Origin of the sequence: Streptococcus oralis, from assembly GCF_901543815.1 — a bacterium.
GTDB lineage: Bacteria > Bacillota > Bacilli > Lactobacillales > Streptococcaceae > Streptococcus > Streptococcus oralis_CM.
In genome coordinates, this window is record NZ_CABEIU010000002.1 from 265,168 (window position 1) to 289,695 (window position 24,528).

Genomic DNA, 24,528 nt, shown 5'->3' on the forward strand with positions numbered 1-24,528 from the left:
CGTGTCAAAAATTACTACCAGTTTATTCCAAGAGATGGTGCAGGCTGCATCAACTCGTTTGAATAAGCAAGCAGAATATGTCAATTCATTGAACGTCTTTCCAGTTCCAGATGGAGATACTGGCACAAACATGGGAATGACCATTGAAAATGGTGCCAAAGAAGTAGCAGACAAGCCTGCTTCTACAGTTGGAGAAGTAGCGAGCATTCTTGCTAAAGGGCTCTTGATGGGTGCGCGTGGGAACTCAGGGGTTATCACATCTCAGCTCTTCCGTGGCTTCTCTCAGGCTATCAAGGAAAAAGATGAATTAACAGGTCAAGACTTGGCTCTTGCCTTCCAATCCGGTGTCGAAGTAGCTTATAAAGCGGTTATGAAACCAGTTGAAGGGACCATTTTGACTGTTTCTCGTGGAGCGGCTATTGGGGCTAAGAAAAAAGCCGAGGAGACAGATGATGCTGTTGAGGTCATGCGTGCAGCCTTGGAAGGTGCAAAAGCAGCTTTGGCTAAGACACCAGAAATGCTTCCAGTCCTTAAGGAAGTTGGTGTGGTAGACTCAGGTGGTCAAGGTTTGGTCTTCATCTACGAAGGATTCCTTTCAGCTCTTACTGGTGAATACAGTGCTTCAGAAGACTTTGTAGCGACCCCTGCCAACATGAGTGAAATGATCAATGCAGAGCACCACAAGTCTGTAGCAGGTCATGTGGCAACTGAAGATATTACCTTCGGTTACTGTACGGAAATCATGGTAGCTCTCAAACAAGGTCCAACTTATGCCAAAGATTTTGATTATGATGAATTCCGTAACTACTTGAATGACCTAGGGGATTCTCTTCTTGTTGTCAACGATGATGAGATTGTCAAAGTTCACGTCCATACTGAAGATCCAGGTCTTGTTATGCAAGAAGGACTTAAATATGGTAGCTTGGTCAAGGTTAAAGTGGACAACATGCGTAACCAACACGAAGCACAAGTTGAAAAAGAAGCAGCACAAGTCAGCAAGCCAGCTGAGGAGAAGGAATATGCCCTTATCGCAGTAGTAGCTGGTCAAGGATTGGCAGATATCTTCCGTGCCCAAGGTGTGGATTATGTCATCGAAGGCGGGCAGACGATGAACCCTTCAACAGAAGACTTTATCAGGGCTGTTGAGCAAGTCAATGCTCGCAACATTATCTTCTTACCAAACAACAAAAATATCTTTATGGCAGCTCAGTCTGCGGCTGAAGTGCTTGAACAACCTGCTGTTGTGGTAGAAGCACGTACAATTCCTCAAGGTTTGACGAGCCTCCTTGCCTTTGACCCAAGCAAGTCTATCGAAGAAAATAAAGAACGCATGGCTGCAGCTCTTGGCGATGTCATCAGCGGTAGTGTAACGACTGCCGTTCGTGACACAACTATCGATGGTTTGGAAATCCATGAAAATGACAATCTTGGTATGGTAGATGGGAAAATCCTCGTGTCAAACCCTGACATGCACCAAACCTTGACTGAAACTTTGAAACATATGTTGGACGAAGATAGTGAAATCGTGACTTTCTATGTCGGTGAAGACGGAAGCGAAGAACTTGCCAATGAAATTGCCCAAGAAATCGCAGAAGAATTTGAAGATGTTGAAGTAGAGATTCACCAAGGACAACAACCAGTTTATCCATATCTTTTCAGTGTGGAATAAAAATTAAATAAATTAAAAAGAAAGTTGATTTTTCAACTTTCTTTTTTTATGACATTTGTCATATTTCCTAGTGACAGAAGCATCTAGCTCCACTAACTTCAAAAGTCTATAATTGAAGTAGGAACTGGAGGAAGAAGAAATGAAAAATAAAATGATTATCGCAGTGAGTTTAGTAGCAGCGGGAGTTATGACCTATCTCATGTTTTCAGGATTGGATGAGGGTTTCTATCATTTTCCTTGGGAGCTCTTTGCTGGCTTTGGAATGATGTCTTGGCTTGTCAGAGAAGGTTTGAAATTATTCAGAGATGTGAAAAAGGAGTTTGAGGAATGAAAAAAACAATCATCTATTTCTTTATCGGCCTGTCACTCTTGGTATGGTTAGTGGAAATGTTTACTGGTTGGTTTGACCAAACCTTGCTTCGCCAATTCATTCGTGGTGCTTGGGGTTTTGGATTTATGATTTTCGTTGTTTTCCCTATGGGAATGGAGTGGTTGAAAGGAGAATCTCATGACTGTGATTAAAGTTGAGAAATTGAGTAAGAAAATAAAAGACAAGGAGATCTTGCGGAACATCTCTTTTGAAATCCACCATGGTGAATGTGTCGCTTTGATTGGGCCTAACGGAGCAGGTAAAACAACCTTGATTGATTGCCTCTTGGGCGACAAGTTCATGAGCTCAGGTCAGATAGTCATTCAAGGGTTTGCACCAACAGATCCTCGATTAAAGCAGCTTATTTCTGTCTTGCCCCAAGAAAATGCAGTTGTTCAAAGCTTGAAAGTGAAAGAACTTCTATCATTTTTCAAGTCACTTTATCCTGACAGTCTCTCAGACAAAGAAATTGATGACTTGTTGAGATTCTCAGACAAGCAGAAAAATCAGCTAGCGGGCAAGTTGTCTGGTGGGCAAAAACGTTTGTTCTCTTTTGTGTTGGCTTTAATAGGCCGTCCGAAAATTCTATTTTTAGACGAGCCAACTGCTGCCATGGATACCTCGACACGTCAGCATTTTTGGGAAATTGTTAATCGATTAAAGAAAAATGGTGTCACCATTGTCTATTCTTCCCACTATATCGAAGAGGTGGAGCATACGGCTGACCGCATTTTGGTTCTCCACAAGGGAGAATTGATTCGCGATACGACGCCTTATGCTATGCGTGGTGAAGAACAAGAAAAACACTTTACCGTGCCTCTAACCTATCAGGATTTTGTCAGTACCCTGACTATGGTTCAAGAGCTTGAAATCAAGCAAAATGCCCTTTCCTTCACAACCAAAGAAGCCAGTCAGGTGTGGAAAGTCTTGCAAGAACAGGGCTGCACGATCGAAGAAATTGAAGTTCGCAATCGAACTCTCTTAGATAGTATCTTTGAAACGACTCAAGACTAAAGGAGATTGACGATGAAAAATATGACAAGTCTCATGAAAGTGGAAATTATTCTGATGAAACGGCAAGCTGTCTACTACTTGCTTTCCATCGGACTTCCAAGTGTGTTTTACCTTATTTTCTCTGGTATGATGTCAGGGTCAGACATTCCAGAAATTGCTCTTCAAGCCTATCTTTTTGCCATGACGCTCTTTAGTATCATGTCAAGCGCCTTTTTCAGTATCCCCAGCACACTCGAATCCGACAAGACGAATAACTGGCAAAAATTGATTCAACATTCTCCGGTATCTATGGTAGAATATTATGTATCAAAACTGTTCAGTACTCTGCTGACTTTCTTGTTATCAATTATAGTTGTCTTTTCGGTTGGTCATTTTGTCCGTGGAGTGACTCTGCCTTGGCTTGATTGGTTGGTGATCGGTGCTATTTTGCTGGTCGGAAGCGTGGTCTTTATCAGCATGGGTGTCTTGGTGAGCTTGCTTCCCAGTGCTCAACTGATGACGGTTATTGGAAATATTGCCTATATTGCTTTGGCTGTCCTAGGCGGACTATGGTTCCCCTTGAGTTCCTTCCCAGAATGGCTCCAATCCATTGGGAAATTGACTCCAACCTACCAGCTTATGCAGGTCGTCTCTACTTATATGGAGCACCACGAGTTTAACGTTCTTGCTGCCTTGGTTGTACTAGGTTATACAGTTTTCTTTGGTGTATTGGTAATCCAACTGAAAAAACGGATCGAGGTAAAATAAATCTATGTTGGAAAAATTAAAAAACACTCATTATATGTTTCATATTTCATTAGTGTTTATCATCTTTCCTATAGCGGGTGTCATCAGTGGAGAGTACCCGCCTTTGACCTTGTTCTGGACATTATTATTTGTCCTAGCCTTCTATTCGATTTTATTAAGTCAAAACCGCATCGTGCAGTGGCTGGCTTGGTGGCTCATGATTGCCTATATTTTTTATACATCGGTTTGGCTGAATTCGGGTTTCACATGGTTTATCTTTTATTTATCTAACCTCCTCATTTATGAGCTGGATGAGATTTCTCTTCACTCTTGGCGTTTTGTCAGTTTTATTGTCTTGCAGCCATTGATTTTAACCGGGATTTATATGGTCAATCATGTTAGTCCCTGGCAACTGCTCTTTTTCTTGCTGACCTTTGTCTTTTCTGATGCTTTTACCTTTGGTCTCTATCGAATTCGAGTGTCGGAGGAAATAAAAGAAGAAAAGAGAAAGCAAAATGCAAAGCTCAATCTCTTCTTGGCTGAAAATGAACGCAGTCGTATCGGCCAGGATCTCCATGACAGTCTAGGCCATACCTTTGCCATGTTGAGTGTAAAAACGGATCTTGCCCTCCAGCTTCTCCAAATGCAGGCCTATCCTCAAGTGGAAAAAGAATTAAAAGAAATTCATCAGATCAGTAAAGAATCCATGAATGAAGTCCGTACCATCATTGAAAATCTCAAAACTAGAACACTTGCCTCCGAGTTTGTGACTGTTAAAAAAATGCTGGAAATTGCAGGAATTGAAACGGAAATCAATCACCAACTAGATACAGCTAGCCTAACTCAGGAATTAGAATCAACGGCTTCCATGATTTTGCTTGAGTTAGTGACCAATATTATCAAACATGCCAAAGCATCGAAAGCTTACTTGAAATTAGAACGAACAGAGAAAGAACTCATTCTGACAGTGAGAGATGATGGCTGTGGCTTTGCTTCTCTAAAAGGAGATGAACTCCATACCGTTCGAGACCGTGTCCTTCCTTTTTCAGGAGAAGTAAAAGTGATTAGTCAGAAACATCCGACTGAAGTGCAGGTTCGGCTACCTTATAAGGAGAGAAACTAAGATGAAACTACTTGTTGCAGAAGATCAAAGTATGTTGCGAGATGCTATGTGCCAGTTGCTTACCTTTCAACCAGATGTAGAGACTGTCCTACAAGCCAAGAATGGGCAAGAAGCAATCCAACTCTTAGAAAAGGAGTCCGTAGATATCGCCATTCTTGACGTAGAAATGCCTGTTAAGACAGGCCTCGAAGTCTTGGAGTGGATACGAGCAGAAAAGCTAGAAACAAAGGTGGTTGTGGTGACGACCTTCAAGCGCCCCGGCTATTTTGAACGTGCAATCAAGGCTGGAGTGGATGCTTATGTCTTAAAAGAAAGAAGCATTGCAGACCTCATGCAAACCTTGCACACGGTTCTCGAAGGACGTAAGGAATATTCGCCTGAATTGATGGAAGTGGTGATGACGCATCCTAACCCGTTAACAGAACAAGAAATCGCTGTTTTAAAGGGAATCGCTCAGGGCTTGTCTAACCAAGAAATCGCAGACCAACTCTATCTATCAAATGGAACCGTCCGAAACTATGTCACCAATATTCTTTCGAAACTAGATGCTGGTAATCGAACAGAGGCAGCCAACATTGCAAAAGAATCTGGTTGGCTTTGATAAGAAGGGTTAAAAAATTCCGAAATGACGACTTGAATCAAAGGAAAACCATACTAGAAAGGAGGTGGCAAATTGCCTCCTTTTCTGGTTTAGAAAAGGGGTGAAAGCTAGTGTCAAAGAGATAAAAGATCAGAATAAAAATGAAAAATATCTTGACAATGAAGGAAAAATTGTGTTACAATAATAGACGGTACTTTTTACTTTTGGTCTCTCAAAAGTGTACAGGGACGTGCTGACAAATGTTGCAAAAGTACACACAGATGGTAGCTGTCACCAAGTGTATCATCACCAAAAATAAAAAAACACAGGAGAATGTAGATGCCTACAATTAACCAATTGGTTCGCAAACCGCGTAAATCAAAAGTAGAAAAATCTAAATCACCAGCTTTGAACGTTGGTTACAACAGTCATAAAAAAGTTCAAACAAACGTTTCTTCACCACAAAAACGTGGTGTTGCAACTCGTGTTGGAACAATGACACCTAAAAAACCTAACTCAGCCCTTCGTAAATTCGCTCGTGTACGTTTGAGCAACCTTATCGAAGTTACTGCCTACATCCCAGGTATCGGACACAACTTGCAAGAGCACAGCGTGGTGCTTCTTCGCGGTGGACGTGTAAAAGACCTTCCAGGGGTACGTTACCATATCGTCCGTGGTGCACTTGATACTGCAGGTGTTAACGATCGTAAACAAGGCCGTTCTAAATACGGTACTAAACGTCCAAAAGCATAAGGAAAGGGGATAAAGAGAAATGAGTCGTAAAAATAGAGCTCCAAAACGTGACGTATTGCCAGATCCACTTTACAATTCACAATTAGTTACTCGTCTTATCAACCGCGTTATGCTTGACGGTAAACGTGGTACAGCTGCTTCAATCGTTTACGGTGCTTTTGAGCAAATCAAAGAAGCTACTGGTAACGATGCACTTGAAGTATTTGAAACAGCTATGGAAAACATCATGCCTGTACTTGAAGTACGTGCACGTCGTGTTGGTGGATCTAACTACCAAGTCCCAGTTGAAGTTCGTCCAGAACGTCGTACAACACTTGGACTTCGTTGGTTGGTAACAATCGCTCGCCTTCGTGGTGAACACACAATGCAAGACCGTCTTGCAAAAGAAATCTTGGATGCTGCTAACAACACTGGTGCAGCTGTTAAGAAACGTGAAGACACTCACCGTATGGCTGAAGCTAACCGTGCCTTCGCACACTTCCGTTGGTAAGAATAAGATACTAAGGGCGTTAAAAAAGCGACTGAAAATTAGGAAGCTTGACGCAGAATCAAAGATTCTAGGAAAGCTTATCTATTTTCCAAGCTTTTAGCCCGAGTTCAATTATGATGCTAGGAACGGTAAGGATGCAAGGTGAAAATAGGAAACTAACGCAGTATTCGACGAATACAAGGAAGTTTATCTTTTTCACACAGCATCCCGTTCCGGCTCAAATCGGCTAGCTAACTTTAGCCCGAGTTCAATTCAACTTTTCACACAAGTTGAAACCAACAATAGCATGAAAACATTGAGAACGGGTAGGTCCTGCCTATCCGTTTTTTCTAAATAATGTTATAATAGATTGTAAAATAAAAAATAGGAGAAACTAACCTCATGGCACGCGAATTTTCACTTGAAAAAACTCGTAATATCGGTATCATGGCTCACGTCGATGCCGGTAAAACAACAACTACTGAGCGTATTCTTTACTACACTGGTAAAATCCACAAAATCGGTGAAACTCACGAAGGTGCGTCACAAATGGACTGGATGGAGCAAGAGCAAGAACGTGGTATCACTATCACATCTGCTGCGACAACAGCTCAATGGAACAACCACCGCGTAAACATCATCGACACACCAGGACACGTGGACTTCACAATCGAAGTACAACGTTCTCTTCGTGTATTGGACGGTGCGGTTACTGTTCTTGACTCACAATCAGGTGTTGAGCCTCAAACTGAAACAGTTTGGCGCCAAGCAACTGAGTACGGAGTTCCACGTATCGTATTTGCCAACAAAATGGACAAAATCGGTGCTGACTTCCTTTACTCTGTAAGTACACTTCATGATCGTCTTCAAGCAAATGCACACCCAATCCAATTGCCAATCGGTTCTGAAGATGACTTCCGTGGTATCATCGACTTAATCAAGATGAAAGCTGAAATCTATACTAACGACCTTGGTACAGATATCCTTGAAGAAGATATTCCAGCTGAATACCTTGACCAAGCTCAAGAATACCGTGAAAAATTGATCGAAGCAGTTGCTGAAACTGACGAAGAATTGATGATGAAATACCTTGAAGGTGAAGAAATCACTAACGAAGAATTGAAAGCTGGTATCCGTAAAGCAACTATCAACGTTGAATTCTTCCCAGTATTGTGTGGTTCTGCCTTCAAGAACAAAGGTGTTCAATTGATGCTTGATGCAGTTATCGACTACCTTCCAAGCCCACTTGACATCCCAGCAATCAAAGGTATCAACCCAGATACAGACGAAGAAGAAACTCGTCCAGCATCTGACGAAGAGCCATTTGCAGCTCTTGCCTTCAAGATCATGACTGACCCATTCGTAGGTCGTTTGACATTCTTCCGTGTATACTCAGGTGTTCTTCAATCAGGTTCTTACGTATTGAACACTTCTAAAGGTAAACGTGAACGTATTGGACGTATCCTTCAAATGCACGCTAACAGCCGTCAAGAAATTGACACTGTTTACTCAGGTGATATCGCTGCTGCCGTTGGTTTGAAAGATACTACAACTGGTGACTCATTGACAGATGAAAAAGCTAAAATCATCCTTGAGTCAATCAACGTTCCAGAACCAGTTATCCAATTGATGGTTGAGCCGAAATCTAAAGCTGACCAAGATAAGATGGGTATCGCCCTTCAAAAATTGGCTGAAGAAGATCCAACATTCCGCGTTGAAACAAACGTTGAAACTGGTGAAACAGTTATCTCTGGTATGGGTGAGCTTCACCTTGACGTCCTTGTTGACCGTATGCGTCGTGAGTTCAAAGTTGAAGCGAACGTAGGTGCTCCTCAAGTATCTTACCGTGAAACATTCCGCGCTTCTACTCAAGCACGTGGATTCTTCAAACGTCAGTCTGGTGGTAAAGGTCAATTCGGTGATGTATGGATTGAATTTACTCCAAACGAAGAAGGAAAAGGATTCGAATTCGAAAACGCAATCGTCGGTGGTGTGGTTCCTCGTGAATTTATCCCAGCGGTTGAAAAAGGTTTGGTAGAATCTATGGCTAACGGTGTTCTTGCTGGTTACCCAATGGTTGACGTTAAAGCTAAGCTTTACGATGGTTCATACCACGATGTCGACTCATCTGAAACTGCCTTCAAGATCGCGGCTTCACTTGCTCTTAAAGAAGCTGCTAAGACTGCACAACCAGCTATCCTTGAGCCAATGATGCTTGTAACCATCACTGTTCCTGAAGAAAACCTTGGTGATGTTATGGGTCACGTAACTGCTCGTCGTGGACGTGTTGATGGTATGGAAGCACACGGTAACAGCCAAATCGTTCGTGCTTACGTTCCACTTGCTGAAATGTTCGGTTACGCAACAGTTCTTCGTTCAGCATCTCAAGGACGTGGTACCTTCATGATGGTATTTGACCACTACGAAGATGTACCTAGGTCAGTACAAGAAGAAATCATTAAGAAAAACAAAGGTGAAGACTAATCAGTCCTCACTCTAGAAGGAAGTCACTTAGTGGCTTCCTTTTTATGTTCTATATCAAGGAAGGTTAGAAAAATATACCCTAAACTAAATTTGGCAGTAATAAAATCGTTCAATTCCCTATTCATATTTATAAAAATAGGAAAAACATTCATAAAAACACGTTTAGATAGAAAATTCAGAAAATTGCTTCTTTTGTCTTGAAAATTTTTGAAAAAATGGTATGATAGTAACAAGCTATTTTTAAGAGAAGAGAAAGGGGAACAATGGAGAAAATCAGTTTAGACGCTCCTAAGACGGGATCGGATCTAGTTTTGGAAACCCTCCGTGATTTAGGAATGGATACCATATTTGGTTATCCTGGTGGGGCTGTCTTGCCTTTATATGATGCGATTTATAATTTCAAAGGCATTCGCCACATCTTGGGTCGCCATGAACAAGGCTGTTTGCATGAAGCTGAAGGTTATGCCAAATCAACTGGAAAGTTGGGCGTTGCCGTCGTCACGAGTGGACCGGGAGCAACAAATGCCATTACAGGAATCGCGGATGCCATGAGCGATAGCGTTCCCCTTTTGGTCTTTACGGGACAAGTCGCTCGAGCAGGCATTGGGAAGGATGCCTTTCAGGAGGCGGATATTGTCGGTATTACCATGCCTATTACCAAATACAATTACCAAGTCCGTGAGACAGCTGACATTCCTCGCATCATTACGGAGGCTGTCCATATCGCGACCACAGGTCGTCCTGGCCCAGTTGTGATCGACTTGCCTAAGGATGTATCTGCCTTAGAGACAGACTTCATCTATTCACCAGAGGTGAATTTACCAAGTTATCAACCGACGCTTGATCCGAATGACATGCAAATCAAGAAAATCTTGAAGCAATTGTCAAAAGCCAAGAAACCTGTTTTGTTGGCAGGTGGTGGGGTTAGTTATGCAGAAGCAGCTGCCGAGCTCAATGAATTTGCTGAACGTTACCAAATTCCAGTGGTGACCAGTCTTTTAGGGCAAGGTACGATTGCGACTAGCCATCCGCTCTTCCTAGGAATGGGAGGTATGCACGGTTCTTTCGCGGCCAACATTGCCATGACCGAAGCGGACTTTATGATTAGTATTGGTTGCCGTTTCGATGACCGCCTGACTGGCAATCCTAAGACCTTTGCTAAGAATGCTAAGGTTGCTCATATCGATATAGATCCAGCTGAGATTGGTAAGATTATCAGTGCAGATATTCCAGTGGTTGGGGACGCTAAGAAAGCCTTGCAGATGCTACTGGCAGAACCAACTGTTCATAACAATACTGAAAAGTGGATTGACAAAGTTACCAAGGACAAGAATCGTGTTCGTTCTTATGATAAGAAAGAACGTGTGGTTCAACCTCAGGCCGTTATTGAACGCATCGGTGAGTTGACGAATGGAGATGCCATTGTTGTCACAGACGTAGGGCAACACCAAATGTGGACAGCTCAGTATTATCCTTACCAAAATGAGCGTCAGTTAGTCACTTCAGGTGGCTTGGGTACCATGGGCTTCGGAGTTCCTGCAGCTATTGGAGCCAAGATTGCAAATCCAGAAAAAGAGGTTATCCTTTTTGTCGGTGATGGTGGCTTCCAAATGACCAACCAAGAGCTAGCTATCCTAAATATCTATAAGGTGCCGATTAAGGTTGTCATGTTGAATAACCACTCACTAGGAATGGTTCGCCAGTGGCAGGAATCCTTCTATGAAGGTAGAACGTCAGAGTCAGTCTTTGATACACTTCCTGACTTCCAGCTGATGGCACAGGCTTACGGCATCAAAAACTATAAATTTGATAATCCAGAGACGATAGAGAAGGATCTAGAAGTCATTCTGGAGGATGTGCCCATGTTTATCGAGGTGGATATTTCTCGTAAGGAACAGGTCTTACCGATGGTACCAGCTGGTAAGAGCAATCATGAGATGTTGGGGGTGAAGTTCCATGCGTAGAATGTTAACAGCTAGATTGCAAAACCGTTCAGGAGTTTTGAATCGTTTTACAGGTGTCCTTTCTCGTCGTCAAGTCAATATTGAGAGTATCTCAGTTGGTGCGACAGAGAACCCCAATGTATCACGTATCACCATCATTATTGATGTAGCTTCTCATGATGAAGTAGAGCAAATCATTAAACAGCTCAATCGTCAGATTGATGTGATTCGCATTCGAGATATCACAGATAAACCACACTTGGAAAGAGAAGTTATCTTGGTAAAGGTATCTGCTCCTGCTGAAAAGCGTGCAGAAATTTTGGCCATTATCCAACCTTTCCGTGCAACAGTAGTAGATGTGGCTCCAAGCTCAATCACCATCCAGATGACTGGAAATGCTGAAAAGAGTGAAGCTTTATTGCGAGTGATTCGACCATATGGTATTAAAAATATCGCTCGTACGGGTGCAACTGGATTTACCCGCGACTAATACTCTTTGATTTTCAATGAGTATAAAATCCAGCATAAATTTGTTTAACCAGCCTATAAGGCAATAAAAATAGAAAAGAGAGAAAAACTATGGCAGTTCAAATGGAATACGAAAAAGATGTTAAAGTAGCAGCGCTTGACGGTAAAAAAATCGCCGTAATCGGTTATGGTTCACAAGGACATGCGCATGCGCAAAACTTGCGTGACTCAGGTCGTGATGTCATCATCGGTGTGCGTCCAGGTAAATCTTTTGACAAAGCAAAAGAAGATGGTTTTGACACTTACACAGTAGCAGAAGCAACTAAATTGGCTGACGTTATCATGATCTTGGCACCAGACGAAATTCAACAAGAATTGTACGAAGCAGAAATCGCTCCAAACTTGGAAGCTGGAAATGCAGTTGGATTTGCTCATGGTTTCAACATTCACTTTGAATTTATCAAAGTTCCTGCAGATGTAGATGTCTTCATGTGTGCTCCTAAAGGGCCAGGACACTTGGTGCGCCGTACTTATGAAGAAGGATTTGGTGTTCCAGCTCTTTATGCAGTCTACCAAGACGCCACAGGAAATGCGAAAAACATTGCTATGGACTGGTGTAAAGGTGTTGGAGCAGCTCGTGTAGGTTTGCTTGAAACGACTTACAAAGAAGAAACTGAAGAAGATTTGTTTGGTGAACAAGCTGTACTTTGTGGTGGTTTGACTGCCCTTATCGAAGCAGGTTTTGAAGTATTGACAGAAGCAGGCTATGCCCCAGAATTGGCTTACTTTGAAGTTCTTCACGAAATGAAATTGATCGTTGACTTGATTTATGAAGGTGGATTCAAGAAAATGCGTCAATCTATTTCAAATACTGCTGAGTACGGTGACTATGTATCAGGCCCACGTGTGATTACTGAGCAAGTTAAAGAAAACATGAAAGCAGTTCTTGCAGACATCCAAAATGGTACATTTGCAAATGACTTTGTAAATGACTATAAAGCGGGACGTCCAAAATTGACTGCTTACCGTGAACAAGCAGCTAACCTTGAAATTGAAAAAGTTGGTGCAGAACTACGTAAAGCAATGCCATTCGTTGGTAAAAACGACGATGATGCTTTCAAAATCTATAACTAATTCTTAGAATAAAAACAGAAGGCGAGTTGGGGGGTACCTAACTCGCTTTTTACCTTGTAAAGTATTTGAGGAGGAGACATGCTAAGTGCAAAAGATGTGGTGAAAGCCCACAAAGTTTTAAGTGGTGTAGTAGTGAATACACCACTGGAATATGATCATTACTTATCAGAAAAGTATGGAGCTAAGATCTATCTGAAAAAGGAGAATGCGCAAAGAGTTCGCTCTTTTAAAATTCGCGGAGCCTATTATGCCATTTCTCAACTATCAAAAGAAGAACGTGAGCGTGGTGTAGTCTGTGCCTCTGCGGGAAATCATGCCCAAGGTGTCGCCTATACTTGTAAGGAGATGAAGATTCCTGCAACAATTTTTATGCCCATCACAACACCGCAACAAAAGATTGGGCAGGTTCGCTTTTTCGGTGGAGAGTTTGTGACAATCAAGTTGGTTGGGGATACCTTTGATGCTTCTGCTAAGGCAGCGCAAGAGTTTACGTTGTCAGAAAATAGAACCTTTATCGATCCTTTTGATGATATCCATGTTCAAGCTGGTCAAGGAACTGTGGCCTACGAAATTCTTGAAGAAGCCCGTAAAGAGTCTATTGATTTTGATACAGTACTAGTTCCGGTAGGTGGTGGCGGACTGATTGCAGGGGTTTCGACCTATATCAAAGAAACCAATCCCGCTATCGAAGTAATTGGTGTAGAAGCCAATGGTGCCCGTTCGATGAAGGCAGCCTTTGAGGCTGGAGGACCAGTTAAACTCAAAGAAATTGACAAATTTGCTGATGGAATAGCGGTGCAGAAAGTTGGGCAGTTGACTTATGAAGCAACTCGTCAGAATGTTGAAACTCTTATTGGAGTAGATGAGGGTTTGATTTCGGAGACCTTGATTGATCTTTATTCCAAGCAAGGAATTGTCGCCGAACCTGCTGGAGCGGCCAGCATTGCAGCCTTGGAAGTTCTATCGGACTATATCAAAGGTAAGACCATTTGTTGTATCATCTCTGGAGGGAACAACGACATCAACCGTATGCCAGAGATGGAAGAACGTGCCTTGATTTATGATGGCATCAAGCATTACTTTGTTGTGAACTTCCCACAGCGTCCAGGAGCTCTACGGGAGTTTGTAAATGACATTTTGGGGCCCAATGATGACATCACTCGTTTTGAATATATCAAACGGGCCAGCAAGGGGACAGGTCCAGTATTGATTGGGATTGCTCTTGCTGATAAGCATGATTATGCTGGCTTGATTCATCGGATGGAAAAGTTTGACCCATCTTATATCAATCTGAACGGAAATGAGACTTTGTATAATATGCTAGTCTAAAATAAATTTGCTATCATATTATTTGCCAATTTCCTATAATGATGCTATAATGATGGTGACGAAAGGGGGAGATTCCCATGGTTTTACATGTTTTACTTGTTCTCTTTATTCTAGTGCTGATTGCATCAGCGATTATTATCAGCTCTGTATATGTTGTAAGGCAACAGTCTGTCGCTATTATCGAGCGTTTTGGTAAATACCAAAAGTTGAGTAATAGTGGTATTCATGTACGAGCGCCTTTTGGAATTGATAGAATTGCAGCCAGGGTGCAGTTGCGTCTATTGCAAAGTGAGATCGTCGTGGAAACAAAAACACAAGATAATGTATTTGTGACCATGAATGTGGCGACTCAGTATCGAGTGAATGAGAATAATGTCACAGATGCTTACTATAAACTAATGAGACCAGAAGCTCAAATCAAATCCTATATTGAAGATGCTTTGCGTTCATCTGTACCTAAATTGACCTTGGATGAACTATTTGAGAAAAAAGATGAAATTGCATTAGAAGTTCAAAAGCAAGTAGCAGAAGAAATGTCTACATATGGTTACATCATTGTAAAAACACTGATTACGAAGGTTGAGCCTGACGCTGAAGTTAAACAATCAATGAATGAAATCAATGCTGCTCAACGTAAGAGAGTCGCTGCGCAAGAACTTGCAGAAGCAGATAAGATTAAAATTGTGACCGCGGCAGAAGCAGAGGCAGAAAAAGATCGCCTACACGGGGTAGGGATTGCAGAACAGCGTAAGGCTATTGTTGACGGACTTGCTGATTCTATTCAAGAATTAAAAGGAGCCAATGTTGAACTCACGGAAGCCCAGATTATGTCCATTCTATTAACAAATCAGTATTTGGATACTTTGAATAATTTCGCAGATAATAAGGGCAATAATACCATCTTCCTACCAGCAAATCCTGATGGAGTTGAAGATATACGAACAAGCATATTATCAGCTTTAAAAGCTAAGTAATAATAATTCATTATTTGTTTTCAATAAGTAGATGTTTTTTGGATAATCCTAAAAGAATGGATATATTTCAGTATCGTAAAGAACAAAATAGGAGAAGAACATGGCTAAATCAAACTTTGAAAAAGTAGAATCAGTTGTTGGCTGGGTTCGTGATAAGAAAATCACAGGTTACCGTATCTCTAAGGAAACAAATGCACGTGAAATGTCAATTATTGCTTTGGCACAAGGTCGTGCAAAAGTGAAAAATATTTCATTTGAAACAGCTCTAGGCTTAATTGATTTTTATGACAAGAATCATGAAAAATTTGAAGATTAAACTAGGCTTACAGGCAGATTCTTAAAATGGATCTGCCTTTTGTTTTGAAAAGAGTTAGTAAAAAGACTACATATTTTATGCAGTCTTTGCTTGTTAGTTGAGATAGCGCTGAAGAAATTCTCGCGTTCGTTCTTCTTTAGGGTTCGTGAAGAAGTCTTCTGGCTTGCCTTCTTCGGCAATGACACCCTTATCCATAAAGATGACACGGTGTGAGACATCGCGGGCGAACTCCATTTCGTGGGTGACGACGATCATAGTCAGGCCTTCTTGAGCCAGGTCTTGCATGATTTTAAGGACTTCACCGACCATTTCTGGGTCAAGGGCAGATGTTGGTTCGTCGAAAAGGATGGCGTCAGGATTCATGGAGAGGGCGCGTGCGATGGCCACACGTTGCTTCTGGCCACCAGAGAGTTGTTTTGGTTTGGCTTGCCAATAGCGTTCTCCCATGCCAACTTTTTCAAGATTTTCTTTGGCAATTTTTTCAGCTTCAGAGCGTTCTCGTTTAAGGACAGTCGTTTGGGCGACGATCGTATTTTCGAGAACATCGAGATTTTCAAAGAGATTGAAGGATTGAAAAACCATTCCGAGCTTTTCACGATAGTGAGTAAGGTCATAGCCTTTTGCAAGGACGTTTTCTCCGCGATAGAGAATTTCCCCCTCAGTAGGTGTTTCAAGTAGGTTGATAGAACGTAGGAAGGTTGATTTTCCGCTTCCTGAGCTCCCGATGATGGAGATAACCTCTCCTTTGTGGACTGACAGAGAGATGTCTTTTAAGACTTCATTTTGTCCATAGAATTTTTTGAGGTGTTTAATTTCAAGAATGGGTTGATTCATTATTTCAAGTCCTCCGTTTGCATTTGATTAGCACCTGTAGTGTAGGTATCCATGTCCATGCGTCTTTCGATGAAGCGCAAGATACGGGTCACTGTGAAGGTGAGGACAAAGTAAATCACGGCGATGATTGTAAATGTCTGGAAGTATTGATAAGTTTGGGTGGCCACAGTATTACCAGAGAAGTAGAGTTCTACCACAGAGATAACATTCAGTACAGAGGTATCTTTGATATTGATGACAAACTCATTACCAGTAGCAGGTAAGATATTGCGAACGACCTGAGGGAGGACAACCTTGCGCATGGTTTGATTGTGGGTCATACCAAGAGCAGTTGCAGCTTCAAATTGTCCCTTATCGACTGCTAGGATACCTCCACGGACGATTTCTGTCATGTAGGCCCCCGTGTTGATTGAAACGATGAAGATGGCAGCCAGTGTACGGTCAAGGTTAATACCGAAGGCTTGTGCTGTACCGTAGTAGATAACCATAGATTGAACGATCATAGGCGTGCCACGGAAAATTTCAATATAGACATTGAGAATCCAGCCAAGTAGCTTTTGCAAGCCATAGATGGCCTTGCTTTCAGATAGTGGAGCAGTACGGAAGACTCCTATTGCAAGCCCGATAATAAGCCCTGCGATGGTCCCGATAATGGAGATCAAGAGTGTGATACCAGCACCACGCAAGAGTTGTTGCCAGTTTTCAGAAAGGATCTTAGCGACTTGACTAAAGAAACTACTTTCTTCCTCCGTTGTTGTCGCCTCAACTGGTTGCTCTTTGATCATCCGATCCATAAGAGCTACTTGTTCGTCCTTAGAAATGGTTTCGATGCTGGCATTGATTTGGCTGATGCGGCTGTCATCTTTACGAAGTCCAATGGCAATAGCGGTGTCTTCTTCTCCGGTTTCAAAGCCTTTGTCAAGCTGGACCATCTTGAATTTGGAGTTGGCAGATTCAGCGGTCAGGGCTTCAGGGCGTTCTGAAACATAGGCATCGATGACACCTGCTTCAAGTGCTTGACGCATCTGAGCAAAATCCCCCATGGCTGTTTCTTTTTTGGCACCTGGGATTTGGGAAATCAAGTCATAAAGGTAAACGCCTTGTTGAGACGTGATTTTTGCTCCGCTAAAATCGTTTAAAGATTTGGCGTTGGCATAGGCAGAGTCCTTTTTGACCAATAGAACAGGTTCACTAGTATAGTAACTGCTTGAAAAGGCAATTTCTTGTTTACGTTCAGCCGTTGGGCTCATACCTGCAATGATCATATCGATTTTGCCAGAAGTAAGAGCAGGAACAAGTCCTTCCCACTTGGTTTTAACGACCAAAGGTTCCTTACCTAGATCTTTGGCAATCTTTTTAGCGATTTGGACATCGTAGCCATTGGCATATTGGTTGGTACCGTCAATTTTAACAGCACCGTTACTATCATCGTCTTGGGTCCAGTTGAAGGGGGCGTAAGCTGCCTCCATCCCGATGCGTAAATATTCGTCAGCTTGGACCTTGCTAACTAGTCCTAAGGTAAGGGCTAGGCTAGCAAGGATAGATAAGCATAATTTTTTCATGTTTTCTCCTATTTCTAGTCTAAAAATGACTTCTCTCTATTGTATCGAAAAATAGTGAGATTTTCAATACAAGTAAGCCTTTACTTATAAAAAATGATATAATGATAGCAAAGATAAAAAGGGGGATTGTGTTGTGAAAAAGACTTTTTTCTTGCTTTTATTTAGCTTGTTTTGTATTTTACCACTCTCTGTTTTTGCGGTTGATTTCAAGATTCGCTCTTATCAAGGTGATTTGTATATTCATGCAGATAATACGGCAGAATTTAGGGAAAAAGTAGTATATCATTTTGATGAGGATTTTAATGGACAACTAGTAGGACTTGGCCGTTCTGGTAAGATGCCAAAGGGCTTTGAAATAGATTCCAGTCCAAAGGTTCAGGTATGGAAAAATGCTAGTGCCATTGAGAATGTCAATAGTGAAGTGATAGAAGAATCGGAAGGTTATACTGTAAAAGTGTATAATCCAGGCCAAGAGGGAGATACTGTTGAAGTGGTAATCACATGGCAATTAAAAAATCTCCTATTTCTATATGATGATATCGCGGAACTTAATTGGCAACCCTTGACGGATAGTTCAGAACCTATCGAAAATTTTGAGTTTCGAGTAATGGGCTTTAATGGAGCAGAAAAACTTTTCTTTCATACAGGGAAACTCTTTACAGAGGGCAAGGTAGAGAAGATAGATAGTGATTATCGTGTTTATTTACAGAACCTACCTCGTCAGCGTGGGGTTGAATTGCATGCCTATTGGCCTAGAAAAGATTTTGGAACAGCTTTGGATCAGGGATTGAAAGGCAATCGTTTAGCAGAATTTGAAAAAATAGAGGAATCCATTACTGCTGAAAAAGCTCAAAGCAAAGCTCTGGTTACGTGGATTATCCCTTTGCTACTTTCGCTTTCTTTAGTCTTTAGTGTTATTTTCTACTGCATTTACAGAAGAAAAACCTCCCCATCAAAGAAATATGCCAAAAATCACCGTCTCTATGAACCGCCAATGGACTTAGAACCGATGGTTTTATCGGAAGCTGTTTACTCCACTTCTTTAGAGGAAGTCAGTCCCTTGACCAAGGGAGGAGGGAAGTTCACCTTTGACCAACTCGTTCAGGCAACTTTATTGGATGTGATTGACCGTGGAAATGTTTCAATCATCTCAAATGGAGACGAGGTCCGTCTAAAAGTCGTAAAAGAAAAAGGATTAGCAAGTTTTGAAAAAGATTGCCTTAATTTGGCTTTTTCAGGAAGAGAAGAAGTGCTTGTTTCAGATTTGTTTGCAGATTACCAAGTGTCAACTAGTCTTTACCAAGGTGCAAAAGCAACTGATGAAAAACGGATTCAGAAAACGGGACGTAAGCTTAAGTCTTCTTTCGAGCAAGCTCTGAAGCAGATGCAGGATGGGGTGAGAAAGCGGGTTTCCTCTTTGCAACTTCCAGATTATTATCGTCCACTGAGTAATGGAGAAAAAATCTTGCGATTGACGATAGGTGTCTCTACGCTTCTACCTGCTTTCGTTGGTTTTGGCTGGTTCTTGTATAGTTTGGATGCTCACGGGTACCTTTCTCTACCACTTCCTATCCTTGGGTTTGTGAGCTTGATGTTAGCTGCCGTCTATTATTGGACGACACGATTTGATACTCGTGATGGTGTTTTAAACGAAGAAGGACTAGAAGCATACTATCTCTGGACTAGTTTTGAAAACATGCTTCGCGATATCGCTCACCTAGACAAGGCAGAATTAGAAAGTATTGTTCTTTGGAATCGCCTCCTTGTCTATGCTACTTTATTTGGTTATGCGGACAAGGTGAGTCATTTGATGAAATCTTATCAGATTCAAGTTGAGAACCCAGATATCAATCTTTACATAGCTTATGGCTGGCACAGTATGTTTTATCATTCAACTGCTCAAATGAGTCACTATGCTAGTATTGCAAACACAGCAAGTACCTACTCCGTCTCTTCTGGAAGTGGAAGTTCTGGCGGAGGATTCTCAGGAGGCGGAGGCGGTGGTAGTATCGGAGCCTTCTAGAAAAAATCTATCACAACATCCGAAATTATGCTATAATAGAGGACAGAAAAAGGAGTAATGTATGTATTTTATTGAAATTTTGAAGTCAATCTTTTTTGGGATTGTTGAAGGAATTACAGAATGGTTGCCTATATCAAGTACTGGCCACTTGATCCTGGTTGAAGAATTTGTACAATACAAGGACCAGAATGAAGCCTTCATGTCTATGTTTAATGTTGTCATTCAGCTGGGAGCTATTTTAGCAGTTATGGTGATTTACTTTAACAAGCTTAATCCTTTCAAACCTGGTAAAACTAAGGTAGAAGTTCGTCGAACTTGGCAATTGTGGTCAAAAGTTCTCGTTGCAACCTTGCCTTTACTATTGGTTTTTAAACTAGATGATTGGTTTGATGCCAACTTCCATAACATGGTTTCGGTTGCAATCATGTTGATTATCTATGGTGTTGCCTTTATCTATCTTGAAAAACGAAATAAGGCGCAAGCCGTTGAACCAACAGTAACAGAGTTAGACAAGTTGCCTTATAAAACAGCCCTTTACATTGGACTCTTCCAAGTCCTCGCCCTCTTCCCAGGAACGAGCCGTTCAGGTGCGACGATTGTTGGTGGTTTGTTAAATGGAACGAGCCGCTCTGTCGTAACAGAGTTTACCTTCTATCTCGGAATTCCTGTTATGTTCGGAGCCAGTGCTTTAAAGATTTTCAAATTTATTAAAGCAGGTCAACTCTTGAGTTTTGGACAACTGTTCTTGCTCTTGGTTGCTATGGGTGTTGCCTTTGCGGTCAGCATGGTTGCCATTCGTTTCTTGACCAGCTATGTGAAGAAACACGACTTTACACTCTTTGGTAAATACCGTATCGTACTCGGTAGCGTTTTGTTGCTCTATAGTTTTGTGCGTTTATTTGTATAAGAAAAAGCTTGAGGGAATTTTCCTTCAAGCTTTTTAAAATCCTGTCACTGTAATTCCTAGTAAACGAACGCCTTTCTCTTTTTCGGCTAGTTCTTCGTAAAGTTGAAGGGCGGTTTGAGAAATCTGGCTAGCGTCCTGTGTTGCTTGTGAGAGGCTTTTCCGCCTAGTTAGAGTGGAGAAGTCAGCGTAACGAATCTTTAGGATAATGATTTTTCCAGCTTTGTCTTGTTTGCTGAGATTGAGAGCAACTTTTTCAGAGAGAAGAGTCAGCTCTTTTTTGATGTCCTCTTCAGCCTGGAGAATCTTTCCATAGGTTTTCTCCTTGCCAATGGACTTACGAATGCGATTGGCCTTGACTGGTGAGTTATGAATGCCTCTAGCTTTCCGATAAAGGTCAAAACCGAGTCTGCCAAACCGATCGATTAAAGTGACTTCAGAAACGTCTAATAAGTCTGCGCCAGTATAAATGCCCATTTCATGAAGCCTTTCCACTGTTTTCTTGCCCACTCCATGAAATTTAGAAATATCCATTTGTTTGAGAAATTCTTGGGCTTGGTCAGGGAGGATAACTGTCAAACCATGTGGCTTTTGATAATCGCTGGCCATTTTAGCTAGAAATTTATTGTAAGAAACACCTGCAGAAGCGGTAAGGTGCAGCTCCTGCCAGATATCTTGTTGAATGAGACGAGCTATTTTGACAGCTGACTTGATACCGAGTTTATTTTCTGTCACATCCAAGTAGGCTTCGTCAATACTCATAGGTTCAATCAGGTCGGTGTAACGTTTAAAAATAGCTCGGATCTCAAGTCCCACAGTTTTGTATTTTTCATAATTTCCCGAGATAAAGACGGCTTGAGGGCAACGCTCATAAGCTTCTTTAGAACTCATGGCTGAATGAACACCAAAAGCTCTCGCCTCGTAGCTACAGGTAGAAACGACACCTCGACCACCTGTTTGTCTGGGGTCGCTCCCAATGATAACAGGTTTGCCCTTTAACTTAGGATTATCTCTTATTTCCACCGCAGCAAAAAAGGCATCCATGTCGATATGGATGATTTTTCTGGACAAATCATTAATCAATGGAAATATGAGCATTTTTCTTCCTTTCTAGTGTCATTTTCTATTTATTATACCCTTTTTTCTGAAAAAATGGGAAAGAGTACTCATTCTTTCAAATATATAATACAGATCGCACTGATAAACAGACTGTATTAGAAAAGAAAGTGATAAAAAAGCCTTTTTTCGCTTGTTGAAATCGGTTACTGTATGGTATACTGGTCTCATGAATGTAACAGATGACTGTTACTAGAAAGAAAAATGAGGACATTAACATGGTTGTTAAGACAGTTGTTGAAGCACAAGACATTTTTGATAAAGCTTGGGAAGGCTTCAAAGGCGTAGATTGGAAAGAAAAAGCAAGTATTTCTCGCTTCGTTCAAGCTAACTACACACCTTACGATGGAGATGAAAGCTTCCTTGCTGGACCAACAGAACGTTCACTTCACATTAAAAAGATTGTAGAAGAAACAAAAGCACACTACGAAGAAACTCGTTTCCCAATGGACACTCGTCCAACATCTATTGCTGATATTCCTGCTGGATTTATCGACAAAGAAAACGAATTGATTTTTGGTATCCAAAACGATGAACTCTTCAAATTGAACTTCATGCCAAAAGGTGGTATCCGTATGGCTGAAACTACTTTGAAAGAAAATGGATACGAACCAGATCCAGCTGTTCACGAAATCTTTACTAAATACGTAACAACAGTTAACGACGGTATCTTCCGTGCCTATACTTCAAACATCCGTCGCGCTCGTCACGCTCACACTGTAACTGGTCTTCCAGATGCCTACTCACGTGGACGTATCATCGGTGTTTACGCACGTCTTGCTCTTTACGGTGCAGACTACTTGATGCAAGAAAAAGTAAACGACTGGAATGCAATTAAAGAAATTGATGAAGAAACAATCCGTCTTCGTGAAGAAGTAAACCTTCAATACCAGGCATTGCAACAAGTTGTTCGCTTGGGTGACCTTTACGGAGTTGATGTCCGCAAACCAGCGATGAACGTCAAAGAAGCCATCCAATGGGTGAACATCGCCTTTATGGCTGTCTGCCGTGTTATCAACGGTGCTGCAACATCTCTAGGACGTGTGCCAATCGTATTGGATATCTTTGCAGAACGTGACCTTGCTCGTGGCACATTTACTGAATCAGAAATCCAAGAGTTCGTTGATGATTTCGTTATGAAACTTCGTACAGTTAAATTTGCTCGTACAAAAGCTTATGACCAATTGTACTCAGGTGACCCAACCTTCATCACAACTTCTATGGCTGGTATGGGTAACGACGGTCGTCACCGTGTTACTAAGATGGACTACCGTTTCTTGAACACTCTTGACAACATCGGTAACTCTCCAGAGCCAAACTTGACAGTTCTTTGGACTGACAAATTGCCATACAACTTCCGTCGCTACTGTATGCATATGAGCCACAAACACTCTTCTATCCAATACGAAGGTGTAACAACAATGGCTAAAGACGGATACGGTGAAATGAGCTGTATCTCATGCTGTGTGTCACCGCTTGACCCAGAAAACGAAGATCAACGCCACAACATCCAGTACTTCGGTGCTCGTGTAAACGTTTTGAAAGCCCTTCTTACTGGTTTGAACGGTGGTTACGACGATGTTCACAAAGACTACAAAGTATTTGACATCGATCCTATCCGTGACGAAGTTCTTGAATTTGAATCAGTTAAAGCGAACTTTGAAAAATCTCTTGACTGGTTGACTGACACTTATGTAGATGCTTTGAACATCATCCACTACATGACTGACAAGTACAACTACGAAGCTGTTCAAATGGCCTTCTTGCCAACGAAACAACGTGCCAACATGGGATTCGGTATCTGTGGATTTGCTAACACTGTTGATACATTGTCAGCGATTAAATACGCTACCGTTAAACCAATCCGTGATGAAGATGGTTATATCTACGATTATGAAACAATCGGTGAATACCCACGTTGGGGTGAAGATGACCCACGTTCAAACGAATTGGCAGAATGGTTGATCGAAGCTTATACAACTCGTCTACGTAGCCACAAACTTTACAAAGACGCAGAAGCTACAGTATCACTATTGACAATCACATCTAACGTTGCTTACTCTAAACAAACTGGTAACTCACCAGTCCACAAAGGTGTATACCTCAACGAAGATGGTTCTGTGAACTTGTCTAAACTTGAATTCTTCTCACCAGGTGCTAACCCTTCTAACAAAGCTAAAGGTGGATGGTTGCAAAACTTGAACTCACTTGCTAGCCTTGACTTTGGTTACGCAGCTGACGGTATCTCATTGACAACTCAAGTTTCTCCACGTGCTCTTGGTAAGACTCGTGACGAACAAGTGGATAACTTGGTAACAATCCTTGATGGTTACTTCGAAAACGGTGGACAACACGTTAACTTGAACGTTATGGACTTGAACGATGTTTATGACAAGATTATGAATGGCGAAGACGTTATCGTACGTATCTCTGGATACTGTGTAAACACTAAATACCTCACTCCAGAACAAAAAACTGAATTGACACAACGTGTCTTCCACGAAGTTCTTTCAATGGATGACGCATTGAGCTAAGATTCAATTGTAATAGAGAAAAGCCAGTCGATATGACTGGCTTTTTGTGTGCTTAAAAATTTTTTAAAAAATAGTCAAATTTGGTCAAAAAATTATTGACTTTTACTGACCAAAGTGATATAGTAGAAACATAAGGAAAATGAATTCCTTAAAAAGCTCATTTTCAACGAATTGTTCCTTGAGAATGAAGTGTAGAATCCCAG

General features: G+C 41.5%; 22 protein-coding genes. 19 read left to right on the top strand and 3 right to left on the bottom strand.

All coding sequences use genetic code 11. The features are described from left to right. Position 1: 1 nt before the first annotated feature. The 16 genes from FQT28_RS01485 (at position 2) to FQT28_RS01565 (ending at position 15,352) form a co-directional block, all read left to right on the top strand. The gene (locus FQT28_RS01485; RefSeq protein WP_143989185.1) at positions 2-1,669 is read left to right on the top strand and encodes a DAK2 domain-containing protein; all 1,668 of its coding nucleotides are present in this window, start codon (positions 2-4) and stop codon (positions 1,667-1,669) included. Positions 1,670-1,793: 124 nt separating this feature from the next. Beyond that, positions 1,794-2,000, top strand: coding sequence for a hypothetical protein (locus tag FQT28_RS01490; RefSeq protein ID WP_025168956.1), 207 nt, complete (start codon positions 1,794-1,796; stop codon positions 1,998-2,000). Then, the gene (locus tag FQT28_RS01495) at positions 1,997-2,191 is read left to right on the top strand and encodes a hypothetical protein (RefSeq protein WP_000750981.1); all 195 of its coding nucleotides are present in this window, start codon (positions 1,997-1,999) and stop codon (positions 2,189-2,191) included. The genes FQT28_RS01490 and FQT28_RS01495 overlap by 4 nt, the downstream gene beginning before the upstream one ends. Continuing rightward, the gene (locus FQT28_RS01500; protein ID WP_143989186.1) at positions 2,178-3,053 is read left to right on the top strand and encodes an ABC transporter ATP-binding protein; all 876 of its coding nucleotides are present in this window, start codon (positions 2,178-2,180) and stop codon (positions 3,051-3,053) included. The genes FQT28_RS01495 and FQT28_RS01500 overlap by 14 nt, the downstream gene beginning before the upstream one ends. A 12-nt stretch (positions 3,054-3,065) precedes the next feature. Next, positions 3,066-3,800, top strand: coding sequence for an ABC transporter permease (locus FQT28_RS01505; RefSeq protein WP_143989187.1), 735 nt, complete (start codon positions 3,066-3,068; stop codon positions 3,798-3,800). 4 nt (positions 3,801-3,804) lie between these two features. Then, the gene (locus tag FQT28_RS01510) at positions 3,805-4,902 is read left to right on the top strand and encodes a sensor histidine kinase (protein ID WP_143989188.1); all 1,098 of its coding nucleotides are present in this window, start codon (positions 3,805-3,807) and stop codon (positions 4,900-4,902) included. A gap of 1 nt (position 4,903) precedes the next feature. Next, positions 4,904-5,503, top strand: a complete 600-nt coding sequence (locus FQT28_RS01515; RefSeq protein ID WP_143989189.1) for a response regulator transcription factor — start codon at positions 4,904-4,906, stop codon at positions 5,501-5,503. Between the two features lie 318 nt (positions 5,504-5,821). Beyond that, complete coding sequence (gene rpsL, locus FQT28_RS01525; RefSeq protein WP_001142332.1) at positions 5,822-6,235, top strand: 30S ribosomal protein S12; 414 nt, start codon at positions 5,822-5,824, stop codon at positions 6,233-6,235. Positions 6,236-6,254: 19 nt separating this feature from the next. Further along, positions 6,255-6,725, top strand: coding sequence for a 30S ribosomal protein S7 (rpsG, locus tag FQT28_RS01530; protein ID WP_000087873.1), 471 nt, complete (start codon positions 6,255-6,257; stop codon positions 6,723-6,725). Positions 6,726-7,106: 381 nt separating this feature from the next. Further along, positions 7,107-9,188 (top strand): elongation factor G, encoded by a 2,082-nt coding sequence (gene fusA / locus FQT28_RS01535; RefSeq protein WP_125450455.1) that lies wholly within the window; start codon positions 7,107-7,109, stop codon positions 9,186-9,188. A gap of 263 nt (positions 9,189-9,451) precedes the next feature. Next, complete coding sequence (locus FQT28_RS01540) at positions 9,452-11,152, top strand: acetolactate synthase large subunit (protein ID WP_143989190.1); 1,701 nt, start codon at positions 9,452-9,454, stop codon at positions 11,150-11,152. Continuing rightward, a complete protein-coding gene (ilvN, locus tag FQT28_RS01545; protein WP_001253813.1) occupies positions 11,145-11,621 on the top strand; it encodes an acetolactate synthase small subunit in 477 nt (158 codons plus the stop codon). The genes FQT28_RS01540 and ilvN overlap by 8 nt, the downstream gene beginning before the upstream one ends. A gap of 89 nt (positions 11,622-11,710) precedes the next feature. Continuing rightward, positions 11,711-12,733 carry a ketol-acid reductoisomerase gene (gene ilvC, locus FQT28_RS01550; protein ID WP_000290685.1) on the top strand — a complete coding sequence of 341 codons (1,023 nt, stop codon included), beginning with the start codon at positions 11,711-11,713 and terminating at the stop codon, positions 12,731-12,733. Between the two features lie 78 nt (positions 12,734-12,811). Continuing rightward, positions 12,812-14,062 (top strand): threonine ammonia-lyase IlvA, encoded by a 1,251-nt coding sequence (gene ilvA / locus FQT28_RS01555; RefSeq protein ID WP_084945604.1) that lies wholly within the window; start codon positions 12,812-12,814, stop codon positions 14,060-14,062. Between the two features lie 77 nt (positions 14,063-14,139). Further along, the gene (locus FQT28_RS01560; protein ID WP_000242874.1) at positions 14,140-15,036 is read left to right on the top strand and encodes an SPFH domain-containing protein; all 897 of its coding nucleotides are present in this window, start codon (positions 14,140-14,142) and stop codon (positions 15,034-15,036) included. A gap of 100 nt (positions 15,037-15,136) precedes the next feature. Beyond that, a complete protein-coding gene (locus tag FQT28_RS01565; protein ID WP_001130035.1) occupies positions 15,137-15,352 on the top strand; it encodes a capsule biosynthesis transcriptional regulator in 216 nt (71 codons plus the stop codon). Positions 15,353-15,445: 93 nt separating this feature from the next. Here FQT28_RS01565 and FQT28_RS01570 read toward each other — a convergent pair whose 3' ends face one another. Together FQT28_RS01570 and FQT28_RS01575 are read right to left on the bottom strand one after the other, a co-directional pair. Then, the gene (locus FQT28_RS01570; protein ID WP_143989191.1) at positions 15,446-16,186 is read right to left on the bottom strand and encodes an amino acid ABC transporter ATP-binding protein; all 741 of its coding nucleotides are present in this window, start codon (positions 16,184-16,186) and stop codon (positions 15,446-15,448) included. Continuing rightward, the gene (locus FQT28_RS01575) at positions 16,186-17,748 is read right to left on the bottom strand and encodes an ABC transporter substrate-binding protein/permease (protein WP_143989192.1); all 1,563 of its coding nucleotides are present in this window, start codon (positions 17,746-17,748) and stop codon (positions 16,186-16,188) included. Before FQT28_RS01575 ends, FQT28_RS01570 begins: the two co-directional genes overlap by 1 nt. 133 nt (positions 17,749-17,881) lie before the next feature. Here FQT28_RS01575 and FQT28_RS01580 point away from each other — a divergent pair, with 133 nt between their 5' ends. Together FQT28_RS01580 and FQT28_RS01585 are read left to right on the top strand one after the other, a co-directional pair. Further along, positions 17,882-19,771, top strand: coding sequence for a DUF2207 domain-containing protein (locus FQT28_RS01580; protein WP_143989193.1), 1,890 nt, complete (start codon positions 17,882-17,884; stop codon positions 19,769-19,771). Between the two features lie 61 nt (positions 19,772-19,832). Next, positions 19,833-20,678, top strand: coding sequence for an undecaprenyl-diphosphate phosphatase (locus FQT28_RS01585; RefSeq protein WP_125450450.1), 846 nt, complete (start codon positions 19,833-19,835; stop codon positions 20,676-20,678). A 33-nt stretch (positions 20,679-20,711) separates the two neighbouring features. Here FQT28_RS01585 and dinB read toward each other — a convergent pair whose 3' ends face one another. Next, complete coding sequence (gene dinB / locus FQT28_RS01590) at positions 20,712-21,773, bottom strand: DNA polymerase IV (RefSeq protein WP_125450449.1); 1,062 nt, start codon at positions 21,771-21,773, stop codon at positions 20,712-20,714. 236 nt (positions 21,774-22,009) lie between these two features. Between dinB and pflB the strand changes: the two genes are divergently transcribed. Beyond that, positions 22,010-24,325 (top strand): formate C-acetyltransferase, encoded by a 2,316-nt coding sequence (gene pflB / locus FQT28_RS01595; RefSeq protein ID WP_143990049.1) that lies wholly within the window; start codon positions 22,010-22,012, stop codon positions 24,323-24,325. Positions 24,326-24,528: the final 203 nt, after the last annotated feature.

Bases quoted from the DNA above. Each gene is read 5' to 3' on its own strand.
- rpsG (WP_000087873.1), top strand. From the start codon at position 6,255: ATGAGTCGTAAAAATAGAGCTCCAAAACGTGACGTATTGCCAGATCCA.
- FQT28_RS01560 (WP_000242874.1), top strand. From the start codon at position 14,140: ATGGTTTTACATGTTTTACTTGTTCTCTTTATTCTAGTGCTGATTGCA.
- ilvN (WP_001253813.1), top strand. From the start codon at position 11,145: ATGCGTAGAATGTTAACAGCTAGATTGCAAAACCGTTCAGGAGTTTTG.
- FQT28_RS01495 (WP_000750981.1), top strand. From the start codon at position 1,997: ATGAAAAAAACAATCATCTATTTCTTTATCGGCCTGTCACTCTTGGTA.
- FQT28_RS01505 (WP_143989187.1), top strand. From the start codon at position 3,066: ATGAAAAATATGACAAGTCTCATGAAAGTGGAAATTATTCTGATGAAA.
- FQT28_RS01540 (WP_143989190.1), top strand. From the start codon at position 9,452: ATGGAGAAAATCAGTTTAGACGCTCCTAAGACGGGATCGGATCTAGTT.
- FQT28_RS01500 (WP_143989186.1), top strand. From the start codon at position 2,178: ATGACTGTGATTAAAGTTGAGAAATTGAGTAAGAAAATAAAAGACAAG.
- FQT28_RS01565 (WP_001130035.1), top strand. From the start codon at position 15,137: ATGGCTAAATCAAACTTTGAAAAAGTAGAATCAGTTGTTGGCTGGGTT.
- ilvA (WP_084945604.1), top strand. From the start codon at position 12,812: ATGCTAAGTGCAAAAGATGTGGTGAAAGCCCACAAAGTTTTAAGTGGT.
- pflB (WP_143990049.1), top strand. From the start codon at position 22,010: ATGGTTGTTAAGACAGTTGTTGAAGCACAAGACATTTTTGATAAAGCT.
- FQT28_RS01510 (WP_143989188.1), top strand. From the start codon at position 3,805: ATGTTGGAAAAATTAAAAAACACTCATTATATGTTTCATATTTCATTA.
- rpsL (WP_001142332.1), top strand. From the start codon at position 5,822: ATGCCTACAATTAACCAATTGGTTCGCAAACCGCGTAAATCAAAAGTA.
- ilvC (WP_000290685.1), top strand. From the start codon at position 11,711: ATGGCAGTTCAAATGGAATACGAAAAAGATGTTAAAGTAGCAGCGCTT.
- FQT28_RS01575 (WP_143989192.1), bottom strand. From the start codon at position 17,748: ATGAAAAAATTATGCTTATCTATCCTTGCTAGCCTAGCCCTTACCTTA.
- FQT28_RS01515 (WP_143989189.1), top strand. From the start codon at position 4,904: ATGAAACTACTTGTTGCAGAAGATCAAAGTATGTTGCGAGATGCTATG.
- FQT28_RS01585 (WP_125450450.1), top strand. From the start codon at position 19,833: ATGTATTTTATTGAAATTTTGAAGTCAATCTTTTTTGGGATTGTTGAA.
- fusA (WP_125450455.1), top strand. From the start codon at position 7,107: ATGGCACGCGAATTTTCACTTGAAAAAACTCGTAATATCGGTATCATG.
- dinB (WP_125450449.1), bottom strand. From the start codon at position 21,773: ATGCTCATATTTCCATTGATTAATGATTTGTCCAGAAAAATCATCCAT.
- FQT28_RS01570 (WP_143989191.1), bottom strand. From the start codon at position 16,186: ATGAATCAACCCATTCTTGAAATTAAACACCTCAAAAAATTCTATGGA.